The organism is Vibrio sp. Vb2131 (assembly GCF_033338535.1).
Classification (GTDB): domain Bacteria; phylum Pseudomonadota; class Gammaproteobacteria; order Enterobacterales; family Vibrionaceae; genus Vibrio; species Vibrio alginolyticus.
Map to the genome: position 1 here is coordinate 127,904 of NZ_JAWOSW010000015.1, position 19,022 is coordinate 146,925.

At 44.4% G+C, this 19,022-nt stretch carries 16 protein-coding genes and 3 pseudogenes; 12 read left to right on the forward strand and 7 right to left on the reverse strand.

All coding sequences use genetic code 11. The features are described 5' to 3' along the window. The 4 genes from R7E38_RS16415 (at position 1) to R7E38_RS16430 (ending at position 3,496) form a co-directional block, all read left to right on the forward strand. On the forward strand, positions 1-471 hold the full coding sequence (locus R7E38_RS16415; RefSeq protein WP_017821073.1) for a Fur family transcriptional regulator: 471 nt from the start codon (positions 1-3) through the stop codon (positions 469-471). Positions 472-553: 82 nt separating this feature from the next. After that, the gene (locus R7E38_RS16420; protein ID WP_226084071.1) at positions 554-1,888 is read left to right on the forward strand and encodes a dihydroorotase; all 1,335 of its coding nucleotides are present in this window, start codon (positions 554-556) and stop codon (positions 1,886-1,888) included. Between the two features lie 44 nt (positions 1,889-1,932). Next, complete coding sequence (locus R7E38_RS16425) at positions 1,933-2,493, forward strand: carbonate dehydratase (RefSeq protein WP_017821071.1); 561 nt, start codon at positions 1,933-1,935, stop codon at positions 2,491-2,493. Continuing rightward, positions 2,483-3,496, forward strand: coding sequence for a CobW family GTP-binding protein (locus tag R7E38_RS16430; RefSeq protein WP_226084072.1), 1,014 nt, complete (start codon positions 2,483-2,485; stop codon positions 3,494-3,496). The genes R7E38_RS16425 and R7E38_RS16430 overlap by 11 nt, the downstream gene beginning before the upstream one ends. A 207-nt stretch (positions 3,497-3,703) precedes the next feature. On the opposite strand, the gene R7E38_RS16435 is transcribed toward R7E38_RS16430, so the two are convergent. Next, on the reverse strand, positions 3,704-4,576 hold the full coding sequence (locus tag R7E38_RS16435) for an aspartoacylase (RefSeq protein WP_226084073.1): 873 nt from the start codon (positions 4,574-4,576) through the stop codon (positions 3,704-3,706). A gap of 147 nt (positions 4,577-4,723) precedes the next feature. Here R7E38_RS16435 and R7E38_RS16440 point away from each other — a divergent pair, with 147 nt between their 5' ends. After that, positions 4,724-5,983 carry a peptidoglycan DD-metalloendopeptidase family protein gene (locus R7E38_RS16440; protein WP_226084074.1) on the forward strand — a complete coding sequence of 420 codons (1,260 nt, stop codon included), beginning with the start codon at positions 4,724-4,726 and terminating at the stop codon, positions 5,981-5,983. Between the two features lie 523 nt (positions 5,984-6,506). Next, a complete protein-coding gene (locus R7E38_RS16450) occupies positions 6,507-7,721 on the forward strand; it encodes a CobW family GTP-binding protein (protein ID WP_047100911.1) in 1,215 nt (404 codons plus the stop codon). Positions 7,722-7,869: 148 nt separating this feature from the next. On the opposite strand, the gene zigA is transcribed toward R7E38_RS16450, so the two are convergent. Beyond that, a complete protein-coding gene (gene zigA, locus R7E38_RS16455) occupies positions 7,870-9,069 on the reverse strand; it encodes a zinc metallochaperone GTPase ZigA (RefSeq protein WP_047100912.1) in 1,200 nt (399 codons plus the stop codon). A gap of 190 nt (positions 9,070-9,259) precedes the next feature. Here zigA and R7E38_RS16460 point away from each other — a divergent pair, with 190 nt between their 5' ends. Both R7E38_RS16460 and R7E38_RS16465 read left to right on the forward strand, forming a co-directional pair. Then, positions 9,260-9,685 (forward strand): TraR/DksA C4-type zinc finger protein, encoded by a 426-nt coding sequence (locus R7E38_RS16460; protein ID WP_064354628.1) that lies wholly within the window; start codon positions 9,260-9,262, stop codon positions 9,683-9,685. 279 nt (positions 9,686-9,964) lie between these two features. Then, on the forward strand, positions 9,965-10,573 hold the full coding sequence (locus R7E38_RS16465; protein WP_005375727.1) for a MarC family protein: 609 nt from the start codon (positions 9,965-9,967) through the stop codon (positions 10,571-10,573). Positions 10,574-10,993: 420 nt separating this feature from the next. Here the strand turns inward: R7E38_RS16465 and R7E38_RS16470 are convergent, their stop codons facing one another. Continuing rightward, a complete protein-coding gene (locus tag R7E38_RS16470) occupies positions 10,994-11,434 on the reverse strand; it encodes a phosphate-starvation-inducible PsiE family protein (RefSeq protein ID WP_005375731.1) in 441 nt (146 codons plus the stop codon). Between the two features lie 174 nt (positions 11,435-11,608). Here R7E38_RS16470 and R7E38_RS16475 point away from each other — a divergent pair, with 174 nt between their 5' ends. The 4 genes and pseudogenes from R7E38_RS16475 (at position 11,609) to R7E38_RS16485 (ending at position 14,801) form a co-directional block, all read left to right on the forward strand. Beyond that, a complete protein-coding gene (locus R7E38_RS16475; protein ID WP_318081873.1) occupies positions 11,609-11,803 on the forward strand; it encodes a hypothetical protein in 195 nt (64 codons plus the stop codon). A gap of 507 nt (positions 11,804-12,310) precedes the next feature. Then, positions 12,311-12,997 (forward strand): annotated as a pseudogene (locus R7E38_RS23555) (PAS domain-containing protein); the annotation flags it as partial. A 180-nt stretch (positions 12,998-13,177) separates the two neighbouring features. After that, a pseudogene (locus R7E38_RS23560) lies at positions 13,178-13,531 on the forward strand (methyl-accepting chemotaxis protein); the annotation flags it as partial. A gap of 391 nt (positions 13,532-13,922) precedes the next feature. Next, a complete protein-coding gene (locus R7E38_RS16485) occupies positions 13,923-14,801 on the forward strand; it encodes a DMT family transporter (RefSeq protein WP_005375761.1) in 879 nt (292 codons plus the stop codon). 46 nt (positions 14,802-14,847) lie between these two features. Here R7E38_RS16485 and R7E38_RS16490 read toward each other — a convergent pair whose 3' ends face one another. The 4 genes and pseudogenes from R7E38_RS16490 to R7E38_RS16505 form a co-directional block, all read right to left on the reverse strand. Beyond that, a complete protein-coding gene (locus tag R7E38_RS16490) occupies positions 14,848-15,756 on the reverse strand; it encodes a hydroxymethylglutaryl-CoA lyase (protein ID WP_167415965.1) in 909 nt (302 codons plus the stop codon). After that, the gene (locus R7E38_RS16495; RefSeq protein WP_047100922.1) at positions 15,756-16,595 is read right to left on the reverse strand and encodes an enoyl-CoA hydratase-related protein; all 840 of its coding nucleotides are present in this window, start codon (positions 16,593-16,595) and stop codon (positions 15,756-15,758) included. Before R7E38_RS16495 ends, R7E38_RS16490 begins: the two co-directional genes overlap by 1 nt. A 29-nt stretch (positions 16,596-16,624) precedes the next feature. Then, complete coding sequence (locus R7E38_RS16500; RefSeq protein ID WP_226084075.1) at positions 16,625-18,229, reverse strand: carboxyl transferase domain-containing protein; 1,605 nt, start codon at positions 18,227-18,229, stop codon at positions 16,625-16,627. A 25-nt stretch (positions 18,230-18,254) separates the two neighbouring features. Next, positions 18,255-18,947: pseudogene (locus R7E38_RS16505) on the reverse strand (acyl-CoA dehydrogenase family protein); the annotation flags it as partial. Between the last annotated feature and the right edge of the window lie 75 nt (positions 18,948-19,022).

Consider the following 19,022-nt stretch of genomic DNA (forward strand, 5'->3'; position numbering starts at 1 on the left):
ATGAGAAAGCTCAAAACGGTAGATGACGTCATGAAGCAGGTAGAGAAAATCTGCCTGCTGCGAGGTAAACAACTCACTACTAAACGGAAATTGATACTGACTTCGCTGCTATATGCGGAGAAGCCGCTTTCTGCCTACGAACTAGTTGACTACTGCAATCACAACTTTTCTCAAAACATTCAAGCGATGTCGGTTTATCGAATACTCGATTTCCTTGAAGCAGAGCACTTTGTCCATAAGCTTAATACATCTAGTAAATACGTCGTTTGTTCTCAAATCGCGTGCGATCAGGAGCATGGCGTTCCACAGTTTTTGATTTGCTCTCAGTGTGGAAAGGTTAGTGAAATAGCGGTTGAAGCCAATGTTATTTCTAGCGTATGTGCGAAAGCCATACAAGAAGGCTTCACCGTTCTTAGCCCACAATTTGAGATTTCCTGTGTTTGCGATGAATGCGCAAACCGCCCCCTATGAGGCAGACACACGATCTCCCCTTATAGCTTCACAAGGTGACCGAGTATTGGCCACATTTTTAAATTATCTAAAAGAATGAATTATGTCAGCAACATTGATTAAAAACGCTCGGGTGGTCAACGAAGGAGCCATTACCGAAACAGATTTACGTATTGTTGATCAAAGAATTGACAAGATTGCTACTAATATATCCGTACAACACAGAGATATTGTAATTGATGCTAAAGGGGCTTATTTACTGCCAGGCATGATTGACGATCAAGTGCATTTCCGAGAACCTGGGCTGACACATAAAGGCACAATTGCAAGCGAGTCGCGGGCAGCGGTAGCCGGCGGTATTACAAGCTACATGGAAATGCCCAATGTTAGTCCGGCTACAACGACTATTGACTCGTTAGAGCGCAAGTTCGCTCTCGCTAAAGAAAGCTCGTTTGCGAATTATTCTTTCTACCTCGGTGCAACCGAAGACAATCTTGAACAGATTAAACAACTTAACCCCAAACAACATTGTGGTGTGAAAGTATTTATGGGGGCATCAACAGGAAATTTGTTAGTCGAAGATCCGCAAGCGTTAGAGTCAATTTTTCGTGACTCTCCAGTACTCATTGTTACTCATTGTGAAAGTGGGACTGTTATTAAACAAAACCAGCAAAAGCAAAGGCTTAAGAAGCCAGGTTTCACTATCGAAGACCATCCCATTTTGCGTGACGAAGAGGCCTGTTACGCTTCATCTTCTTATGCGGTAGAACTTGCCAATAAGTATCACAGCCAACTGCATGTGCTGCACATCACAACGGCGAAGGAGCTAGCACTTTTTGACGAGGGAGACATTCGAGACAAATCAATCACTGCGGAGGCTTGTGTTCACCATCTTTGGTTCAGCAACAAAGATTATGGCGCTCTTGGTAACTTGATCAAATGTAATCCTTCAATCAAGTTTCCTAATGACCGCGATGCGTTGTTAAAAGCGTTAAATACGGGGCAAATAGATATCATTGCAACAGACCACGCTCCTCACACTTGGCAAGAAAAACAAGTGCCTTACGAGCAGGCTCCAGCCGGACTGCCGTTAGTTCAGCATGCGTTACTTACTCTCTTCGAGCATGTCCGTTTAGGTCATATGAGTTTGACTCAAGTAGTCGAAAAAACTGCGCACAACCCGGCCATTCGCTATGGCATTCAAGGCCGAGGTTTTATCCGTGAAGGTTACTACGCCGATTTGGTGTTGGTTGATGCTCATACCCCAACACGAGTTAGCAACGAAAACAGTTTATATCATTGTGGTTGGTCGCCTTTTGCTGGACATGAATTTTCAGCTCAAATTCAAAAGACTTGGGTCAATGGCGCGCTAGTTTTTGCCAATAACAAAGTCATCGATAAACCAACTGCAGCGATGCGTTTATCCTTCAATCGTTAAGTCGCTGACCGTAAAAAAAGAGCCATAAACAAACTGGAAGCATTATGTTAAGAAGAAACCCAACGGGCCATATGCCACAAGTGTCCTCAACAGCCTTTATCGATCCAACCGCTATTATCTGTGGCAAAGTCATTATTGAGGATAACGTTTTTATTGGACCCTATGCTGTTATTCGAGCTGACGAAGTTAATAACCATGGAGACATGGAAGCTATCGTCATCAAACGTGACACCAATATCCAAGATGGTGTCGTAATTCACTCTAAGGCAGGGGCTGCGGTGACCATTGGTGAGCGCTCATCCATTGCTCATCGTTCGATTATTCATGGTCCTTGCCAGGTTTGTGATGATGTTTTCATTGGCTTCAACTCCGTCGTGTTCAATAGCGTCATCGGTGAGAGGTGTGTTATTCGTCATAACTGTGTCGTCGATGGCCTCGATTTACCCGCTTATTTCCATGTACCACCGATGACCAATATTGGTGTCGGTTTTGATTTAGAGAGTATCTCTAAAGTGCCGCCAGAATATTCAGCTTTTTCCGAATCCGTCGTTTCTGCCAACCATGAACTAGTCCAAGGCTACCGGAGAATTGCCAATGAACTTTAATAAGCCACTGATTTCGCGAGTGCCGACTAACATCATCACTGGCTTTCTCGGGGTGGGGAAAACATCGGCAATAATGCACTTATTGACCCATAAACCGAGTCATGAACGTTGGGCTGTATTGGTCAATGAATTTGGCGAAGTTGGTATTGATGGCAGCTTGTTACAAGGCCAAAAAAAACAACAAGACCAAGTGTTTATTCGAGAGGTCCCCGGGGGATGTATGTGCTGTGCAGCAGGTCTTCCGATGCAAATCGCCTTAAATCAATTATTGTCTGAAGCAAGGCCAGATCGATTGTTGATTGAGCCTACAGGCCTTGGTCATCCTAAAGAAGTACTGCAAGTGCTATCGACCGAGTATTATCGTCAAATTCTCGCTTTGCAAAAAAACATTACTTTAGTCGATGCACGTAAACTATCGGATCCTAAGTACACTGAGCATGAAACGTTTAACCAGCAAATCACTATCGCAGATACAGTGGTAGGTAATAAGCGCGATCTCTATCAAGATGAAGATGAGCAAAAGCTGACGGCTTATATAGCAAAGCTCGGTCTGCGGGAAACAAAAGTGATTTTCGCTGAACATGGCGCTATCCCTTTTCATGAATGTGAGGGAGCGACTCGTATTGACGTGCAAAAAACGCCCTCTGTTCTTTATCGTGAAAGAGAGAAAAAGTCACTTGTTCCTGAGTTGCCTATGCCTGAGAGCGGCATTCTAAAAGCAACCAATCAGGGGGAAGGTTTCTACAGTATCGGTTGGCGTATCTCCGCTGAAAACGTGTTCGATCATCAAAAGCTGATATTATTGCTGCTCGACCTCAAGGTCGAACGAATGAAAGCGGTTTTTATCACGGGAAGCGGTATTTTTGGTTACAATCTAACATCAGATGGACTCACAGAGTTTGAACTAGACGAGTGTTCAGAAAGCCGCCTAGAACTGATCTCTTCCGGTCTAGATGACCAATTTGAAGATAGATTATTTCGATGTTTGGAGAAGGCATCATGATAGAAAAGAGAAAACTCTCCTTTTAACCATAATGTCTTACCTCCTTAAAATTCTAGTGGGGTTTCTTTTAAAGCTGCGCTTAGGGCACTTATGCTGCCGTATTAGGGTGGGGTTAGTACCCGTATTTTCTGCCTATGCGGTTCAGGCACAGTTTTATTCATGGGGTGAGGTATCCACGTTACACGTGGCCTAATTACTTGCTTTAAGTTACACGGAAGAAACACGTCTTTTTTTAGCGAGGGCCATTGCTATATTTGCGGTACTGTAGGCGCTCTCATTGATAAAGTGCGGGTAAATTTCCCCTTTGCCATTCCAATGGATATCATAACCAGCGAAAGTCGCTAATAAAGGTGCTCCTGGTTTGACCGCCTCAAAATCTCTGCCACAAATAGTAGGGTGTACTAGTGCTTGCCGCATACCCTCTTGATCAAGTGGAATCCTGATTTCTTCGGTGTAAAAAAATGCCTCATAATCGCTCAGTAAGCCTATTTGGTTGAGGTTGTGCTTTTCAACATAGTCCAATACTGCGGTAAGCATCTGTTTCATCAACTCCAACGTACTGTACTCTAGCGCACCATGTGCTTGCGCCCCGACCTCAATCATTATTCCATATTGCCCAGCAGTACAAAGGTAAGGTTGCTCTTGCCATTCTTTTCGCTCTTCGAAAAGGACATGTGCTGATGGCATTCGTTGTTTGACGTACGCGCCCAGTTTCCGATAAAACACATCGTTAGAAAGCAAAATCAACGTCGCTCCCATATTGCTTGTTGTATTGTGCAGGTCAACAATCAACAGTTTTTCTTGGTTTGCATATTTCTCGATAAATTGATGTGCAATCTTGCTTTCATGCAAATCAGGACAATGATTGCTATTCATTGCTGAGAACTCGCGATTTAAGTCTGTATCGATGTATCGGACGTTGTGTTTTACTGCTTCGGAGTTTGCGATGATCGAGCAGGCTGAAAAGGTTGATCTATTGACAGAGTAACGTTTTTCTTTGATTAGTTTATGTAAATAAATACCAGAAAGTTCGTTTCCGTGTGTTCCTGCAACGATAAGTGCTGAATTGAATGTGTTCATTATTGAGCCTTCTCAAAGAGAATGGGTTGAATGACTGGTCTTCTCTTAGCCAATCCAGTGAACTGAATAAACGTTTACTAAACTGAGTAAAAATAATCCTAGATATGTTATAACATAACAATCGTTGTTATTGATACTTAGTTTCTCATGAGTAAGTTTAAATTTATTGCTTTAATCGTTGCTGTGTTTTGTTTTTCGGTCGCTTTGCTTCTACCTACAGAGGATGAGCCAAATCAAGATAGTCACAGCACTCAACTGAATCAAAGCAGTGATTCGTTACCACCTCCATCATCAAAGATAGTGGTTCCCTCAGATATCAGTTTGACTCCGTTGCCTAAACCTAAACAAATACACTACATAGTTAAAGTGGGAGATACGCTCAGTGGTATCTTCGCTCAATTGGGTCTCCCTTACGGTATTTTGCAGCAAATTCTCTCAGTTGATCTTGATCACCTCCAGCTAGATATGATTCAGCCCGGAGAAGAGCTTGAATTAGTGATGGATGACATGGGGCAATTGAGTCGACTAATTTATCATATGAGCCTTGTAGAGAAGGCTATCTACACTAGAGAAAACGATGGCTCCTTCTCTTACGAATTTCAGGAAATTTCAGGGGAATGGCGTGAAACCTTATTTTCGGGAGAAATCAAAGGGAGTTTTTCAGTCTCGGCACATCGAGTAGGATTGGCATCAGGCCACGTCGCAAATATTACGCAGGTGATGAAAGATAAGATTGATTTTGCGCGATCTCTTAGAGCCGGTGACCGTTTCGATATATTAGTGAAACAGCAATATTTAGGTGAACACAAAACTGGCAATAGTGAGATTAAGGCTATTTCTTTTAACTTAGCGAGGGGCGAAGTCGCTGCATTTCTAGCCGAGGATGGACGGTTCTATGATAGAGCTGGTAACAGTTTGGAGCGAGCGTTTAACCGTTATCCTGTCGATAGGGCATACCGCCGAATCACCTCTGGGTTTAACCCTAAGCGTAAACACCCAGTGACGGGAAGAGTCACCCCGCATAACGGAACGGATTTCGCGACACCAATCGGTGCGCCAGTTTATTCTACTGGGGATGGAAAAGTAATTGCGGTCCGCAAGCACCCTTATGCCGGTAATTATTTAGTGATTGAACATAACAGTGTGTACAAAACTCGTTACCTACACTTGAATAAAATCTTGGTTAAAAAAGGTCAAGTTATAAAGCGTGGGCAAAAAATAGCCCTCTCTGGGAATACTGGTCGTTCAACCGGACCACATTTACATTTTGAAGTTTTAGTTCGTAATCGTCCGGTTGATGCAATGAAAGCCGACTTACCTATCGCGAAGTCGCTTCCTAACATCCAGAAACCTTCATTTTTGGCGCGAGTATCAGAGTTTGATTATCTAGTAGAAACGAAAAACTGAGTCCCGACAATTTGTTAGGGCTCAGTTATGCTATTTTGTGTTGTGAGGTTGGAGCAATAGGTGAGTGTCAATATGTGTTCCTAGAAGAATAATGACTGCGATTTTTTCTTTTACGTGCGCCCACATCCGCAACATCGGACGCTTTGCAACAACCTCCGCCTTTGATCGGCCTACGTGAAAACATCACACCAATCGCGAGCATCGCAATACAACTTAGGAAAATAAGAATGGTAAGAACTAAAGTCATAACACCACCTCCTATAAATCGCTGTACTGTCATCTTTCTCCAATTTTATAAACAAAGCAATGGTCGTTTTGTAACCACTTATTATTTTTATCAATAGTCAGACCTTTGCTGGTGATGAAACGTGATGAGAAACGAAGGCTAGCTCTGAAAAATCAGCCTCTGTGGTCTTAACCGACTCTTAATCTTTGGGTACAAGACAGCAATTGGATTCCTTCTATAACTCATCAAATTGTTATGTTATAACATGCATTCATCCAGAGTTTGTAGGTCAAAGGTATGCCATCAATTCCAGTCACCATTTTGCATGGGTTTCTCGGGTCAGGGAAGACCACGTTTTTACGCAATATTCTTCAACAAGCCGATTATTCTGGTGTTGATCTGTCAGTTATTGTGAATGACATGAGTGAGTTAGACGTCGATGGCGTGCTTATCTTAAATACCGATGCGGTGAGTGAAGAGCAGGGCAACTTTGTCACGATCAGTGGAGACAGCATCAGCAGCCTGAGTGGTGTAAAGCAGCTCGATAAAGCCCTTAAAAAGCTCTGCGCAGAAAAATCGCCAGAATGGATTGTGATTGAAACATCGGGCAGTAGTCATCCTTTGCCTTTGGTTGAGTATTTCAAAAATAACGCACAATTCGCTCTCAAAGACGTGATTACGTTGGTGGATGCGACTTGGTTGCGAGATGACTATCGACAAGGCTCTGCCTTAATTCCGAAGTGGCAAAAGAACGTACAGCAGGGTGTTCGCGGCGTTGAAAACTTGTTGGTAGAGCAAATCATGTTCTCAAACCGTGTCATGCTCACCAAGACGGACAAAGTGGATGACAATACCGTTCGTAACATCGCGCAGGCGATTCATCCGCTTAATGTTTACACCGAGATAATCAAAACGTCATGGGGAAACTTGGATATCCGCATGTTGAAAGGTGAGCAAGACTACAATTTCTTCCTTGTTGAGCAGTTAATCGCAGAACTTCGTGAGACGGTGAATGAGCCGTTGAATCTCTCTGATAAAGACGAACAAAGCCTTGTCGCCAAAGTGATCAAAGATGATCGACCTTTTCATCCTGCGCGTTTGTGGAGTACCTGCCACCAGTATTTAACTAAAGGTGTGTTCCGCAGTAAGGGGTTCTTTTGGTTTCCAACTCGAGACGATGTTTCACTGCTTTGGAGCCAAGCAAGCGGCAATGTGGGGCTTGAAATTACAGGCTTTTGGCGCGCTTCGGTAATCAATGACGAATCGCAAAACTTCACTGAGGAACATCGTCAAATCCTGCAAGATAAGATAGACAGCGTTGAAAGCCGCTTTGGTGATCGTCGTTGTCGCTTAACGGTGATTGGGCAAGAAAACGAAGTCGATGTGTTTATTGATGCGCTGGAAAACTGCTTTTTAACGGATGCGGAACTGGAGCAATGGCAACAAGGGGCAACATTTGAAGATCCTTGGCCAAAGAAAATAGCTAAGTTGAGCCAGAAGAAGACGGTTTGAATGTACTGGTGAGGATTCCCTTGGTGCATGTTTGAATCTCGGCTTGTACCAAGAACGGACTTACTGAATTGGCTCGGTATACCAAAATTGGCTCTGGGTAACGAAAAAGCCTCCCGAATGGTGGGAGGCTTTTTTGTATCTCAGTCGTTTACTGTTCCCATTCAGGGAAAGGGTCTTCCAGAGATAACCAATAGTCGAGCCCTTGCTCCATCTCATCTTCTGTTAACAAGCATTCGTTAAGACGAGCAATCAATTTCTGTTGCTCTAATCCCTGACCAATAAACACCAATTCTTGTCGCATATCGCCGTATGGTTCTTGCCAAATGTCGTTTATAGCATCTAGGTAATCTTGATCCGTCGGCCACTCCTCCTTCGGAATCGCTTTCCAAAACATACCCGCAACACCATAACGTGCGATGCCTCCCGCTTGGCTCCATTGACCGACAAACTCTGGTCTTGTTGCTAGCCAAAAGTAACCCTTGGAACGAATCAGTTTGCCGTAATCTTTCGCATTGTGGAGGAAGTCATAAAACTTCTCTGGATGGAAAGGGCGTCTCGCATGATAAGCAAAGCTAGAAATGCCGTATTCTTCGGTTTCAGGTATGTGTTCGCCTCGCATTTCCTTCAACCAACCTGGGGCTTGTTGTGCCTTTTCAAAACTGAAGCTTTGTGTGTCGAGTACCGCATCAAGGTCTACTTCACCATTTGAGATCGGAAGGATGGTGGCGGATGTATTGAGAGTTCTAAGAATCGCAAGAAGCCTTTCGATTTCTGATTTCTCAGCGAGGTCGGTTTTACTTATCAAGATAACGTCAGCGAACTCGACTTGATCAACGAGCAAGTCGGCGACGCTGCGTTCATCGTCTTCACCTAAGGATTCGGCGGTCTCTGTTAAGAACTTAGCTTCATCGTAATCACGCAGAAAGTTAATCGCATCAACCACCGTAACCATGGTGTCTAAACGTGCAACGTCTGAAAGTGATAGCCCGTTTTCATCAGCAAACGTAAAAGTCTCTGCAACGGGAAGTGGCTCGGCGATGCCAGTGGACTCGATAACTAGGTAATCGAATCTGCCTTCTTGCGCGAGTTTAGTAACTTCTTCAAGTAGATCTTCACGCAGGGTACAACAGATGCAGCCGTTACTCATCTCAACTAACTTTTCTTCACTGTGGTTGAGAGAAACTTCATTCTGAACGGTCGCTGCATCGATGTTGACTTCGCTCATGTCGTTGACGATGACCGCGACTTTTCTGCCTTGTCTATTGTTAAGAATATGACTTAAAACGGTTGTTTTTCCTGCGCCTAGAAAGCCGGACAAAACCGTAACAGGGAGTTTCTGGGTGTTCATGCTCATGCTCTTTATAGTGTAATGTTATAATATAACAATTAATATAGTCGGTGATCTTAACTCTGGCATCAAGCAGTTTGTGAGTGTGTCGAGCACTGCACCTTATTGGCGGCTTTATTTGTCGTTTAGTTGCACAGGTTCAGATGTCCGGAATTTAGAGATCGAACTCTTATCTCGGTGTGGAGGTTCTATGAACGAAGAGAAAAAGCATGTCATGACAGAAGAAGAAATTCTTGCAGCGCCCGAGGCGGATTATATGAATGAAGCTCAGCTCGCGTTTTTTGAAAACCGATTATTTGAGCTTTATGAATTGACGTTAGCGCATATTGAACGCGCGAAAGAAGAGATGATTGCGCCAATGGAATTCAGTGACGAAAGCGATAGGGCGTCCAGTGAGGAGCAATCTGCAATCGCATTAAGAATCATAGATAGAGAGCAAAAGCTGTTACCTAAGATTCAACGATCGTTGGCTCGCTTGCGCGCAGGGGAGTATGGCTATTGTTTAGAGTCCGGAGAACCTATCGGCATTCCAAGGTTATTGGCACGACCTACTGCTGAATATAGTGCAGAAGTAAAAGCTCAAATGGAGTCAAAAGAGCACTGGTATAAACACTAAAGCCTCACTATCTTATGACGTCGATATTCTTCTCGTTCACTTGTTTTTTTGATGTTCTCTGAGAAGTCTAAAGCGATGGCGACTACCGTTAGGTATGGTAGTCATTACCTTTGAGATATTAATAGTTATCGATAGGATAGAAGTAAGTTCTGTATTGTAAATAACGCACCATTTTTGTTTTTCTGAATGAGCTCTCGCTATGTTAGCGTCAAACATTTTCTCTGCTACTTCAAGCTGATCTTCTATCCTTAAAGCTAAATTAGTACTGGAGAAAGTAGCATGATTGACTTTGTGGCAACTTTTATCTTTTTCTTTGCTGTCATCGATCCCATAGGTACTGTGCCCGTTTTTATCGCAGCCACAAAAAGCTATGAAGAAGTGGCAAAGCGTAAGGTCGCTCTGTTTGCGACTCTATTCTCCGCTGCTATCCTACTGTTTTTTGTTGTTGCTGGTGAAATCATACTTACAGCAATGCGTATTCCCTTGTCTGCGTTTCAAATCTCGGGCGGTATCGTATTGTTCTTGTTTGCTTTGACTATGATATTTGGTGAGAGTAAACCAGCAGAAGAAATCAGAACGCTCAATAGTCATCATGATACAGCAGTTTTTCCTCTAGCCATTCCATCAATTGCTAGCCCTGGCGCAATATTAGCCGCCGTTTTACTCACAGAGAACGTGCGGTTTAATATTTGGGAGCAAGTCCAGACCGTGGCTGTGATGCTGCTGGTACTATTGGTTGTTTATATCTTGCTATTAATGGCCAGCGGCATACACAGGATTATTGGGAATACAGGAGCTAGCGCTGTAAGTCGGATCATGGGGTTGATATTAGCCGCTGTGGCCACGACCAACACTCTGAATGGGATTGAAAGTTACTTTGACCTTTAAGGCTGTTTCGCAAACTGAGCTGAAGGTATACGTTAAGAGCTAATTTTACGGCGAGATGACCGACCACCTGACAATCACTTTTCTGGCTGTTACTTCTAGCCGGATGTAATCCTTCAGGCTACTCGTGACGACCTTGTTTAAGAGGACCACGGAAAAGTTGAAAGTAAAATGCATAGATGTTGAGGGTATATATCAGATGGGGGAACTGGAGCAACACTTGCCCCCATTGAGCTGTGCCAATACTCAAAGATTAGCTGCTAGAAAACAATATCGATAATTTCTCCGCCTAGGCACTACTCTATAATCTTGTAGTCTCGCAGTATATAGAGCCTAGCATGGAGGAATCTATTAGCTTCAACGTGCCAAGACAAGACTTTTTCATGCTTTGAGAGTATCTGCAAAGCCGGGAGGCTGAGATGTTTATTCAGTATGGCTCTTATTGGGCAGTTTATGGATCAGCCAGTAACCAAGACTCATACTAAGAACTACAGCCGCAATTCCAATCAGGTACATTGGAGACAAGGTTTCAAAGTCTATAATAATGACCTTTCGGGAGATTGCCATCAGCGCGGTGGCCATGACGATTTTTACATGAATAACATTCTCTCGCAGGTAAATAGTTATATTGATGAAAATTTCAATAGCAATTAAAACGGCCATAAAAGCACCAAAAGTGGCTAGCATATCTGAAATCGTCAGAATAAGTTTAGGTGGCGTGATAAGTTTTTGATATATCGTCCATGCAACATCTATCACACCCATGACGATTACAAACAACATAACTATCGACAATACTCTTACAGACCAATGAATCACTATCTGTAATTTTTTTGTTAACTTATCATTTTTATCGACTTCCATGGCCCTGTTTCCTTCGCTTGTTTATGTTCACTTAACCTTCATATGTTGAAGCTAGACAATTGAATACATGTCGTTTAAAGCATAGTTGCTGTGGTGAGAGATAGAAGCGTCCGAGGGAAGGAAGTTATGAAACTTAGGAGTGGGCACAATGTTGGACACATAATGTAATCTCTGGTGTCATGCGTTATTACCTCATTACCTCATTACCTCATTGCCTCATTGCCTCATTGCCTCATTTCTGATCGTGACGAGTCGACTGGTGAGGTGGTGAATCATCACCTTCACGGCAAACTGAATGAGCGGATACCACAACGTATTGATACTGGGCAAATCGATGCGCTTGTTGCTGGTTCCTCCGTGCGCTATTAATAGAAATACAAGCGAATAAGGAGTGGGTAATCGCTCAAAAGTCGGGTGGAAAAGCGGTAAAACGGCGAAAATTATTGGAACTAAGTCAAGGCCCTTTTTTTAAATGAAAAGGCTTATTGATCTGAACACACCACTTCTCCATATAAGTATATCCACAAATACAAACCTCAAATTGGCGATAAAGAGCTTTAATATTGATAAATATATAAACAACTTGGGTGCTGAAGAAATTTCAGTATACTGCGCTTAGGTTACACTGGAGAAAAAATCGCCGTATTCCCAGCGGGGTCCTTTGATAAGAAATAGAAATCGCGTTTGAATATGCAACCAAACGATTTTGCCGCTTGCAGTTTATTCGGTATACAAATAATAAACCTTTGACTAATCCGAAGGTCGGTCAAATGAGAGAAAGTCATGTTTTTTAATAAGTCGCTTCAACAAGAAAATCAACGATTAAAGCAGGAGTTGCAAATCCTGCAGCAAATCCAAACCAGTTTAGATGAAGAGATGATCCGCTTAACATTGGATAGTAAAGGCCTCATTACTTCTGCAAATACCAAACTACAGCAAGAACTTTTCTTACATGATGATGAGATCTTAACGAAATCAATTACTGAATTGGTACCGTCAAATTCGCGCAATACAGACCACTTTCATCGAATGAAGAAAGCCGTCCAAGATAAAGTGTTCTGGAATGGGGCATTGCAAGTACGGAAAGGTAATGGTGAGGAAGCCTGGTTAAGAACGATTATCCAGCCTGTTTTAAATGAGCGCAGAGAAGTAGAAAGCTTTTTTGTTTTTGCTTCTGAACTTACGCGAACGATCAAATCATCCCGTGAGCAAGAGGACATGCTAAATGCATTAAGTCGTTCTATGGCGGTGATTGAGTTCACATTAGATGGCCATGTTTTAAAAGCCAACGATAATTTCCTAAACACAATGGGTTATACGCTTGATCAGATTCTAGGGAAGCATCATCGCATGTTTTGTGATCAGGAAGAGTCGAGCTCTCAAGCTTACCGTGAGTTTTGGCAACGTTTAGCAAAAGGGCAATTTTCATCAGAGCGATTCAAACGAGTTAACCGTTATGGTGAAGAGGTGTGGTTAGAGGCTTCATATAACCCTATCCATAACGACAGAGGAGAGCTCTACAAGGTCGTTAAGTTCGCGACAGATATTACCCAGCAGGTGATGCAGGAACAGAAAATGGCCCAGGCTGCGCAATTGGCGAACGAAATCTCCCAAGAAACTGGAACACAAACCCTGCAAGGGCAAGAGGTTATAGGCTCAACGTTAGAAAAGATGCAGATACTTTCCGAGCAAATGCAGCAAGCGAACACCGCGATTGACGAGCTTAAAGCGCACTCATCGCGTATTAGCGAGTTGGTAAATAGCATCAGTGGTATCGCTGACCAAACTAACTTATTGGCGTTAAATGCGGCGATAGAAGCGGCTCGTGCGGGTGAGCATGGTAGAGGTTTTGCCGTTGTTGCTGATGAAGTCAGACAGCTTGCTACAAGAACCAATGCAACCACCGATGAAATTGTCACAATGGTCAGTGAAAACCTACAGCGAACAGATAACGCAGTTAAGCTGATCGCTAAATGCCAAAAAGAAGCACTAGATACGCTAGAGCTCTCTGAAAAAGCAGGCAATGTGATGAATGAAATACAAGATGGCGCTAGCCGTGTTGTAGAGGCCGTAGAGCAATTTAACCGTTCGTTGTAGTTAATCAATAAGTTTTCATTGTAGGGGCGATGGGTAAAAAGCAATTCGCCTTATTCAACCTGTATTGAGGAGCGCTGAAGTCGCAATACTACTCCTGCCGCAGTCAAGTTAAGCGTTTTGAAGGGGAGGTAGTTCGACACCCGGTACAGGTTTTAGCCAGTTTGCTTGCTGTATAGAATGCTAAAGTAATTTAGTATGCGAAAAGGCTTGCCTTAAGACTTTGCCTGCATTTAATGTATCTAGCAGCAGAACTTCAATCTGCGTGACAACAATACAGGAGAGGATCGGGCTTTCACTTTTTCGCTCGACACAAACCCCTTTCAAATTTACACAATAGCGCAGTAAAACTCTCTTGCTGCGCTATTGTGTGTTCCATATTTTGTGAGTACTTATGTTTAACTCAGAACGCAAAGCGACGGTTATTCTGGTTGCGACGACGATGATCGCGGCACTTGGCTGGATATTCTCTAAGGAAACAATACAGGGTTTACCACCTTTTGGCTTTATTGGGGCGCGATTTACTATCGCTTCGCTCTGCTTACTGCCTCTATGTTACCGACCTTTGCTGAAAGCAAACTTAAAAGATGTGCTTTCTGCTGGTGGTGTCGGGCTCCTGTTAGGCAGTGCCGTTATGACATGGATTTACGCTATTTCTATCAGTGATACTCTCGGGGAAGGCGCATTTATCATGAGCCTTTCCATGCTGTTTGTGCCGATTGTTGCATGGGTTATGTTTCGTCAACGACCACAACGAATTTTCTGGCTTTCTTTGCCTATCGCTGTATTAGGTCTTGCTTGTCTTTCTTTAGTTGGTGGCTGGAAACAATCGGCCAGTCAATTGTGGTTTCTTGGTGCAGCACTGGTTTTGGCGCTTCATTTTAATGTGAACAGCAAATACTCTCAAAAACTACCTGTGCTGCTGCTTACTTGCGTGCAACTTTTTTCAGCAGGTTGTTTAGGTTTGTTGGTTTCATTTTTTATGGAATCTTTCCCGGCAGAGGTGGACTCCTCTATTTGGTGGTGGTTTGCGTTGAGTACCTTATTAGCGACGAGCTTGCGTTACGTAATGCAAACCATGGGGCAAAAATTTGTTCAGGCAGGTAACGCTGCTCTAATTATGATATTAGAACCAGTTTGGACGGTTATTCTGAGCGTGCTATGGTATGGCGAAGTGCTAACGGCAAATAAACTAGTAGGTTGTGTGCTTATCTTATTTTCTCTAATTATTTATCGTACTGGCGGGCGGTTTCGCTTCCCTACTCGAAAGTAGAGCAAATTAACTTGGGTTGGGAGAAAATGAGGTGCCGGATGGCCTTCTACGAAAGTGATAATACGCGGTTACGCAATGCTAATGACACTTTTGATGTAGGCTGCCGACCCAGCTCTTCGCTGATCATCCAGCCAGCTTTAGCCAGTAGCTCTAAGTCGATCCCCGTTTCTATTCCTAACCCTTGGCATAAATATAGTACATCCTCCGTTGCGACATTTCCTGATGCGCCATGAGCGTATGGACATCCACCCAGCCCAGCGACACTGCTGTCGATGGTATTGATGCCCATACTCAAGGCTTGATGAATGTTGGTGAGAGCTTGTCCCCATGTATCGTGGAAATGGACAGCAAGCTGGGGAAGAGGTGCAACCAACATGACGGCTTCCAGCATAGCAGCAATTCGATTTGGCGTGCCTGTGCCGATTGTATCGCCTAGGGATACTTCATAGCACCCTAAATCGATGAGCGATTTGGTCACGCTCGCCACCTGTTTAGGGGCTGTTGGACCGTCGTAAGGGCAATCTGCAACGCAGGATAGATAACCTCGAACAGGGATGCTGTGTTTGGTGGCTAATCGCATTACAGGCTCGAAGCGAGTTAGGCTTTCTGCAATCGAGCAATTGATATTGTGTTGGCAGAATCCTTCTGAGGATGAAGTGAAAATTGCGACCTGATTGGCGTCAGCCTCCAACGCTTGTTCTAAGCCTTTTAGGTTTGGTGTCAGGGCAGAGTAGGTAACATGATTTCGCCGTGTTATTGCTTTCATGACCTCTATTGAGTCCGCCATTTGTGGCACCCATTTGGGTGAGACAAAAGAGCCCGCCTCAATATGCGTTAACCCAGTATCAGAGAGTAAGTTGATCAGCCGGATTTTAGTCTGGGTCGCAACAGGAGATTCATTTTGCAACCCATCTCTAGGACCTACTTCGACAATCTTTACTTTGGAAGGTAGCATTACTTGTCCTGTGACTTGGTGACCCAACTTGGGCTACGTTTTTCAAGAAACGCTTGCAGCCCATCTTGACCTTGGGGTGATACTCTAATGTCCGCAATGAGCTTGCTAGTATAGTGAATCAGTTGTTGATCGATGGGGTTTTGATGACATTGATGGCAGAGCGTTTTCGCTTTACGCATCGCATCTGGGCTATTAAGTAGCAACGTCTTGATTACGCTATCGACCGCATTTTCAAGCTGTTTGGCTTCTTTCACTTCGTGCACAATACCAAACCGTTCGGCATCTTCGGCTGAAATGACTTCACCACTTAAGATATAGCGTCTAGCTTGTCTATTCCCCATCGCGCGCATGACGTAAGGCGCAATGGTCGCTGGAACTAAACCAAGCTTAACTTCACTTAAGCAAAAGTTGGCACTTTGGCTTGCGATGGCGATATCACTACAACAAATCAACCCTAAAGCACCACCATAAGCGGAACCTTGAACAACTGCGATGGTGGGTTGAGGGAACGAATCTAGTGTTTCCATGAGTCTTGCCAAGTTTTGGGCATCAACGAAGTTATCTTGCCTCGTGCTGTCGGCCATCGACTGCATCCAATTCAAATCGGCCCCGGATGAAAAATGCTTACCGTTACTTCTTAATACCAAGCACCGCACATCCGTTCGTAAAGCGAGATAATCTAGGCGGTGGATCAGCAAGTCGATCGTACAAGCGTCAAAAGCATTGTGTTTGGCTGCTCTGTTTAGGGTAATGGTCGCTACGCCATTATCATCGACATGCCAAAGAACATCATCTTGCCTTTGGGCGTTGGGAATAATGCTTGGTTGCATTTCCTGCATACTTACTTCCTTAATTCATCTTTGGATGTTTACATTCTGAAGACGCCAAACTCGCTATCAGGAATGGGGGCGTTTAATGCTGCCATTAACGCTTGACTCAACACCTGGCGCGTTTTTTTAGGGTCAATAATTCCGTCATCCCATAGCCGAGCACTCGCAAAATAGGGATGTCCTTGTGTTTCATACAAGTCTATGATCGATTCTCTAAAAATGTGCTCTTCTTGCTCTGACCACGCTTCCCCCTGACGTTCCTTCGCGTCTTTTCGAACTTGTGTTAAAACGCCTGCTGCTTGTTCTCCGCCCATCACAGAAATACGCGCGTTCGGCCACATCCACATCATGGTTGGATCATACGCTCGGCCGCACATGCCGTAATTACCAGCGCCGTACGATCCACCGATGATCACGGTAAACTTCGGCACGTCAGCACAAGCGACGGCCATCACTAGCTTGGCGCCATGTTTTGCGATGCCTTCTTCTTCAACCTTTTTTCCGACCATAAAGCCGGTAATGTTTTGGAGAAAGAGAAGCGGTGTTTTCCGTTTGGCGCACAGCTCAATAAAGTGCGCGCCTTTTTGTGCCGATTCAGAAAACAAGATACCGTTGTTTGCCACAATACCAATCAAGTGTCCTTGAATACGAGCGAAGCCACACACTAGCGTTCTGCCGTACAAGGCTTTGAATTCGTCGAAATCAGAATCATCGACGATGCGGGCAATAATTTCTCGAACGTCGAATGACAGTCGTAAGTTGGCATTCACAATTCCGTAGATTTCTTCTGCGTCGTAGCGGGGAGAAAGCACGGTGTTTTCTGGCTTAACAGGTCTTGTTCTATTGGCATTGGCAATGGCTTCTCTCGCAAGCATTAGGGCATGTTCATCATTTTCAGCGTAATAATCTGCGACACCAGATTTTCGACAATGCACGTCTGCACCGCCGAGCTCTTCACCCGTCACGACTTCGCCAGTGGCCGCTTTCACCAAAGGTGGCCCCGCCAAAAAAATGGTGCCTTGCTCTTTAACCATAATGGACACATCCGCCATGGCAGGAACGTACGCGCCCCCAGCAGTGCAAAGCCCCATCACAACAGCAACTTGGGGGATGCCTTTCGCCGACATTCTCGCTTGGTTAAAGAAAATGCGACCAAAGTGTTCTTTGTCGGGGAAGACGTCGGACTGATGAGGGAGATTTGCGCCACCGGAGTCCACCAAGTACACGCAGGGGAGTTGGCAACGTTGGGCAATCTCTTGCGCTCTTAGGTGTTTTTTTACCGAGAGTGGGTAGTAGGTTCCACCTTTTACCGAAGCATCGTTGGCGATAACCATGCATTGAATTCCCTCTATGATACCAATGCCGGCGATAACGCCAGCGCATGGGATCGCTTCGTCATACACCTGCCAGGCGGCAAACTGGCTGATTTCAAGAAAGTCAGTGTTGTCATCAAGCAAGCGCGCGATGCGTTCTCGGGCGGGGAGTTTTCCTTTTTGCCTCTGGTGCTGAATGGCTTTTTCACCGCCGCCCTGTTTGATGGTCTCGATGTGTTGATTAAGTTGAGTGACCAACGTTTCCATCGCAGCTTTATTGGAAAGAAATAACTCGTCAGTTGGCTTAGTTTTACTTTTGATAATGGCCATAATGACTTCCTTGTCGTATGTTCCGTTAGCGAGATTCTTCGAACAGCTCTCGGCCTATTAACATGCGGCGAATCTCAGAGGTACCCGCGCCGATTTCATAAAGCTTTGCATCACGTAGCAAACGACCAGCAGGGTATTCATTGATGTAGCCATTCCCACCGAGCAACTGGATTGCATCGAGTGCCATTTGTGTGGCGAGCTCTGCACTGTACAAAATCGCGCCAGCGGCGTCTTTGCGTGTCGCGTTACCTCGATCACAAGCCGCTGCGACGGTATATACATACGCTTTTGCTGCACTCATTCGAGAGTACATATCGGCGATCTTGCCCTGAACTAACTGAAACTCGCCAATGGGTTTTCCAAACTGCTCTCGTTCATGTACGTACGGGACCACAATGTCCATGCAAGCTTGCATTATCCCGAGTGGTCCGGCAGCGAGGACGACGCGCTCGTAATCCAGCCCACTCATTAACACCTCGACGCCTTGATTCAACTCGCCAAGAATATTCTCTTTTGGCACTACGCAATGGTTAAATACAAGTTCGCAAGTATTCGAGCCTCTCATGCCTAGCTTGTCCAGCTTTTGAGCATGAGTGAAACCTGCGAAGTTACGTTCAATAATGAATGCCGTAATGCCACGTGAACCTGCGCTGACATCTGTTTTAGCGTAAAGCACCACTACGTCAGCATCGGGCCCGTTTGTTATCCACATTTTGTTTTCAGCCCTAAACCACCTACTTCAGTAGGTGGTTATCATCCGTTTCGGCTTTGCCTGTAAAACTACTCATGCTAA

What these genes read in the sequence shown, in the direction of transcription:
- R7E38_RS16420 (WP_226084071.1), top strand. Translation starts at nt 554, where the DNA reads ATGTCAGCAACATTGATTAAAAACGCTCGGGTGGTCAACGAAGGAGCC.
- R7E38_RS16450 (WP_047100911.1), top strand. Translation starts at nt 6,507, where the DNA reads ATGCCATCAATTCCAGTCACCATTTTGCATGGGTTTCTCGGGTCAGGG.
- R7E38_RS16490 (WP_167415965.1), bottom strand. Translation starts at nt 15,756, where the DNA reads ATGCTACCTTCCAAAGTAAAGATTGTCGAAGTAGGTCCTAGAGATGGG.
- R7E38_RS16415 (WP_017821073.1), top strand. Translation starts at nt 1, where the DNA reads ATGAGAAAGCTCAAAACGGTAGATGACGTCATGAAGCAGGTAGAGAAA.
- R7E38_RS16440 (WP_226084074.1), top strand. Translation starts at nt 4,724, where the DNA reads ATGAGTAAGTTTAAATTTATTGCTTTAATCGTTGCTGTGTTTTGTTTT.
- R7E38_RS16435 (WP_226084073.1), bottom strand. Translation starts at nt 4,576, where the DNA reads ATGAACACATTCAATTCAGCACTTATCGTTGCAGGAACACACGGAAAC.
- R7E38_RS16495 (WP_047100922.1), bottom strand. Translation starts at nt 16,595, where the DNA reads ATGCAGGAAATGCAACCAAGCATTATTCCCAACGCCCAAAGGCAAGAT.
- R7E38_RS16460 (WP_064354628.1), top strand. Translation starts at nt 9,260, where the DNA reads ATGAACGAAGAGAAAAAGCATGTCATGACAGAAGAAGAAATTCTTGCA.
- R7E38_RS16470 (WP_005375731.1), bottom strand. Translation starts at nt 11,434, where the DNA reads ATGGAAGTCGATAAAAATGATAAGTTAACAAAAAAATTACAGATAGTG.
- R7E38_RS16465 (WP_005375727.1), top strand. Translation starts at nt 9,965, where the DNA reads ATGATTGACTTTGTGGCAACTTTTATCTTTTTCTTTGCTGTCATCGAT.
- zigA (WP_047100912.1), bottom strand. Translation starts at nt 9,069, where the DNA reads ATGAACACCCAGAAACTCCCTGTTACGGTTTTGTCCGGCTTTCTAGGC.
- R7E38_RS16425 (WP_017821071.1), top strand. Translation starts at nt 1,933, where the DNA reads ATGTTAAGAAGAAACCCAACGGGCCATATGCCACAAGTGTCCTCAACA.
- R7E38_RS16485 (WP_005375761.1), top strand. Translation starts at nt 13,923, where the DNA reads ATGTTTAACTCAGAACGCAAAGCGACGGTTATTCTGGTTGCGACGACG.
- R7E38_RS16500 (WP_226084075.1), bottom strand. Translation starts at nt 18,229, where the DNA reads ATGGCCATTATCAAAAGTAAAACTAAGCCAACTGACGAGTTATTTCTT.
- R7E38_RS16430 (WP_226084072.1), top strand. Translation starts at nt 2,483, where the DNA reads ATGAACTTTAATAAGCCACTGATTTCGCGAGTGCCGACTAACATCATC.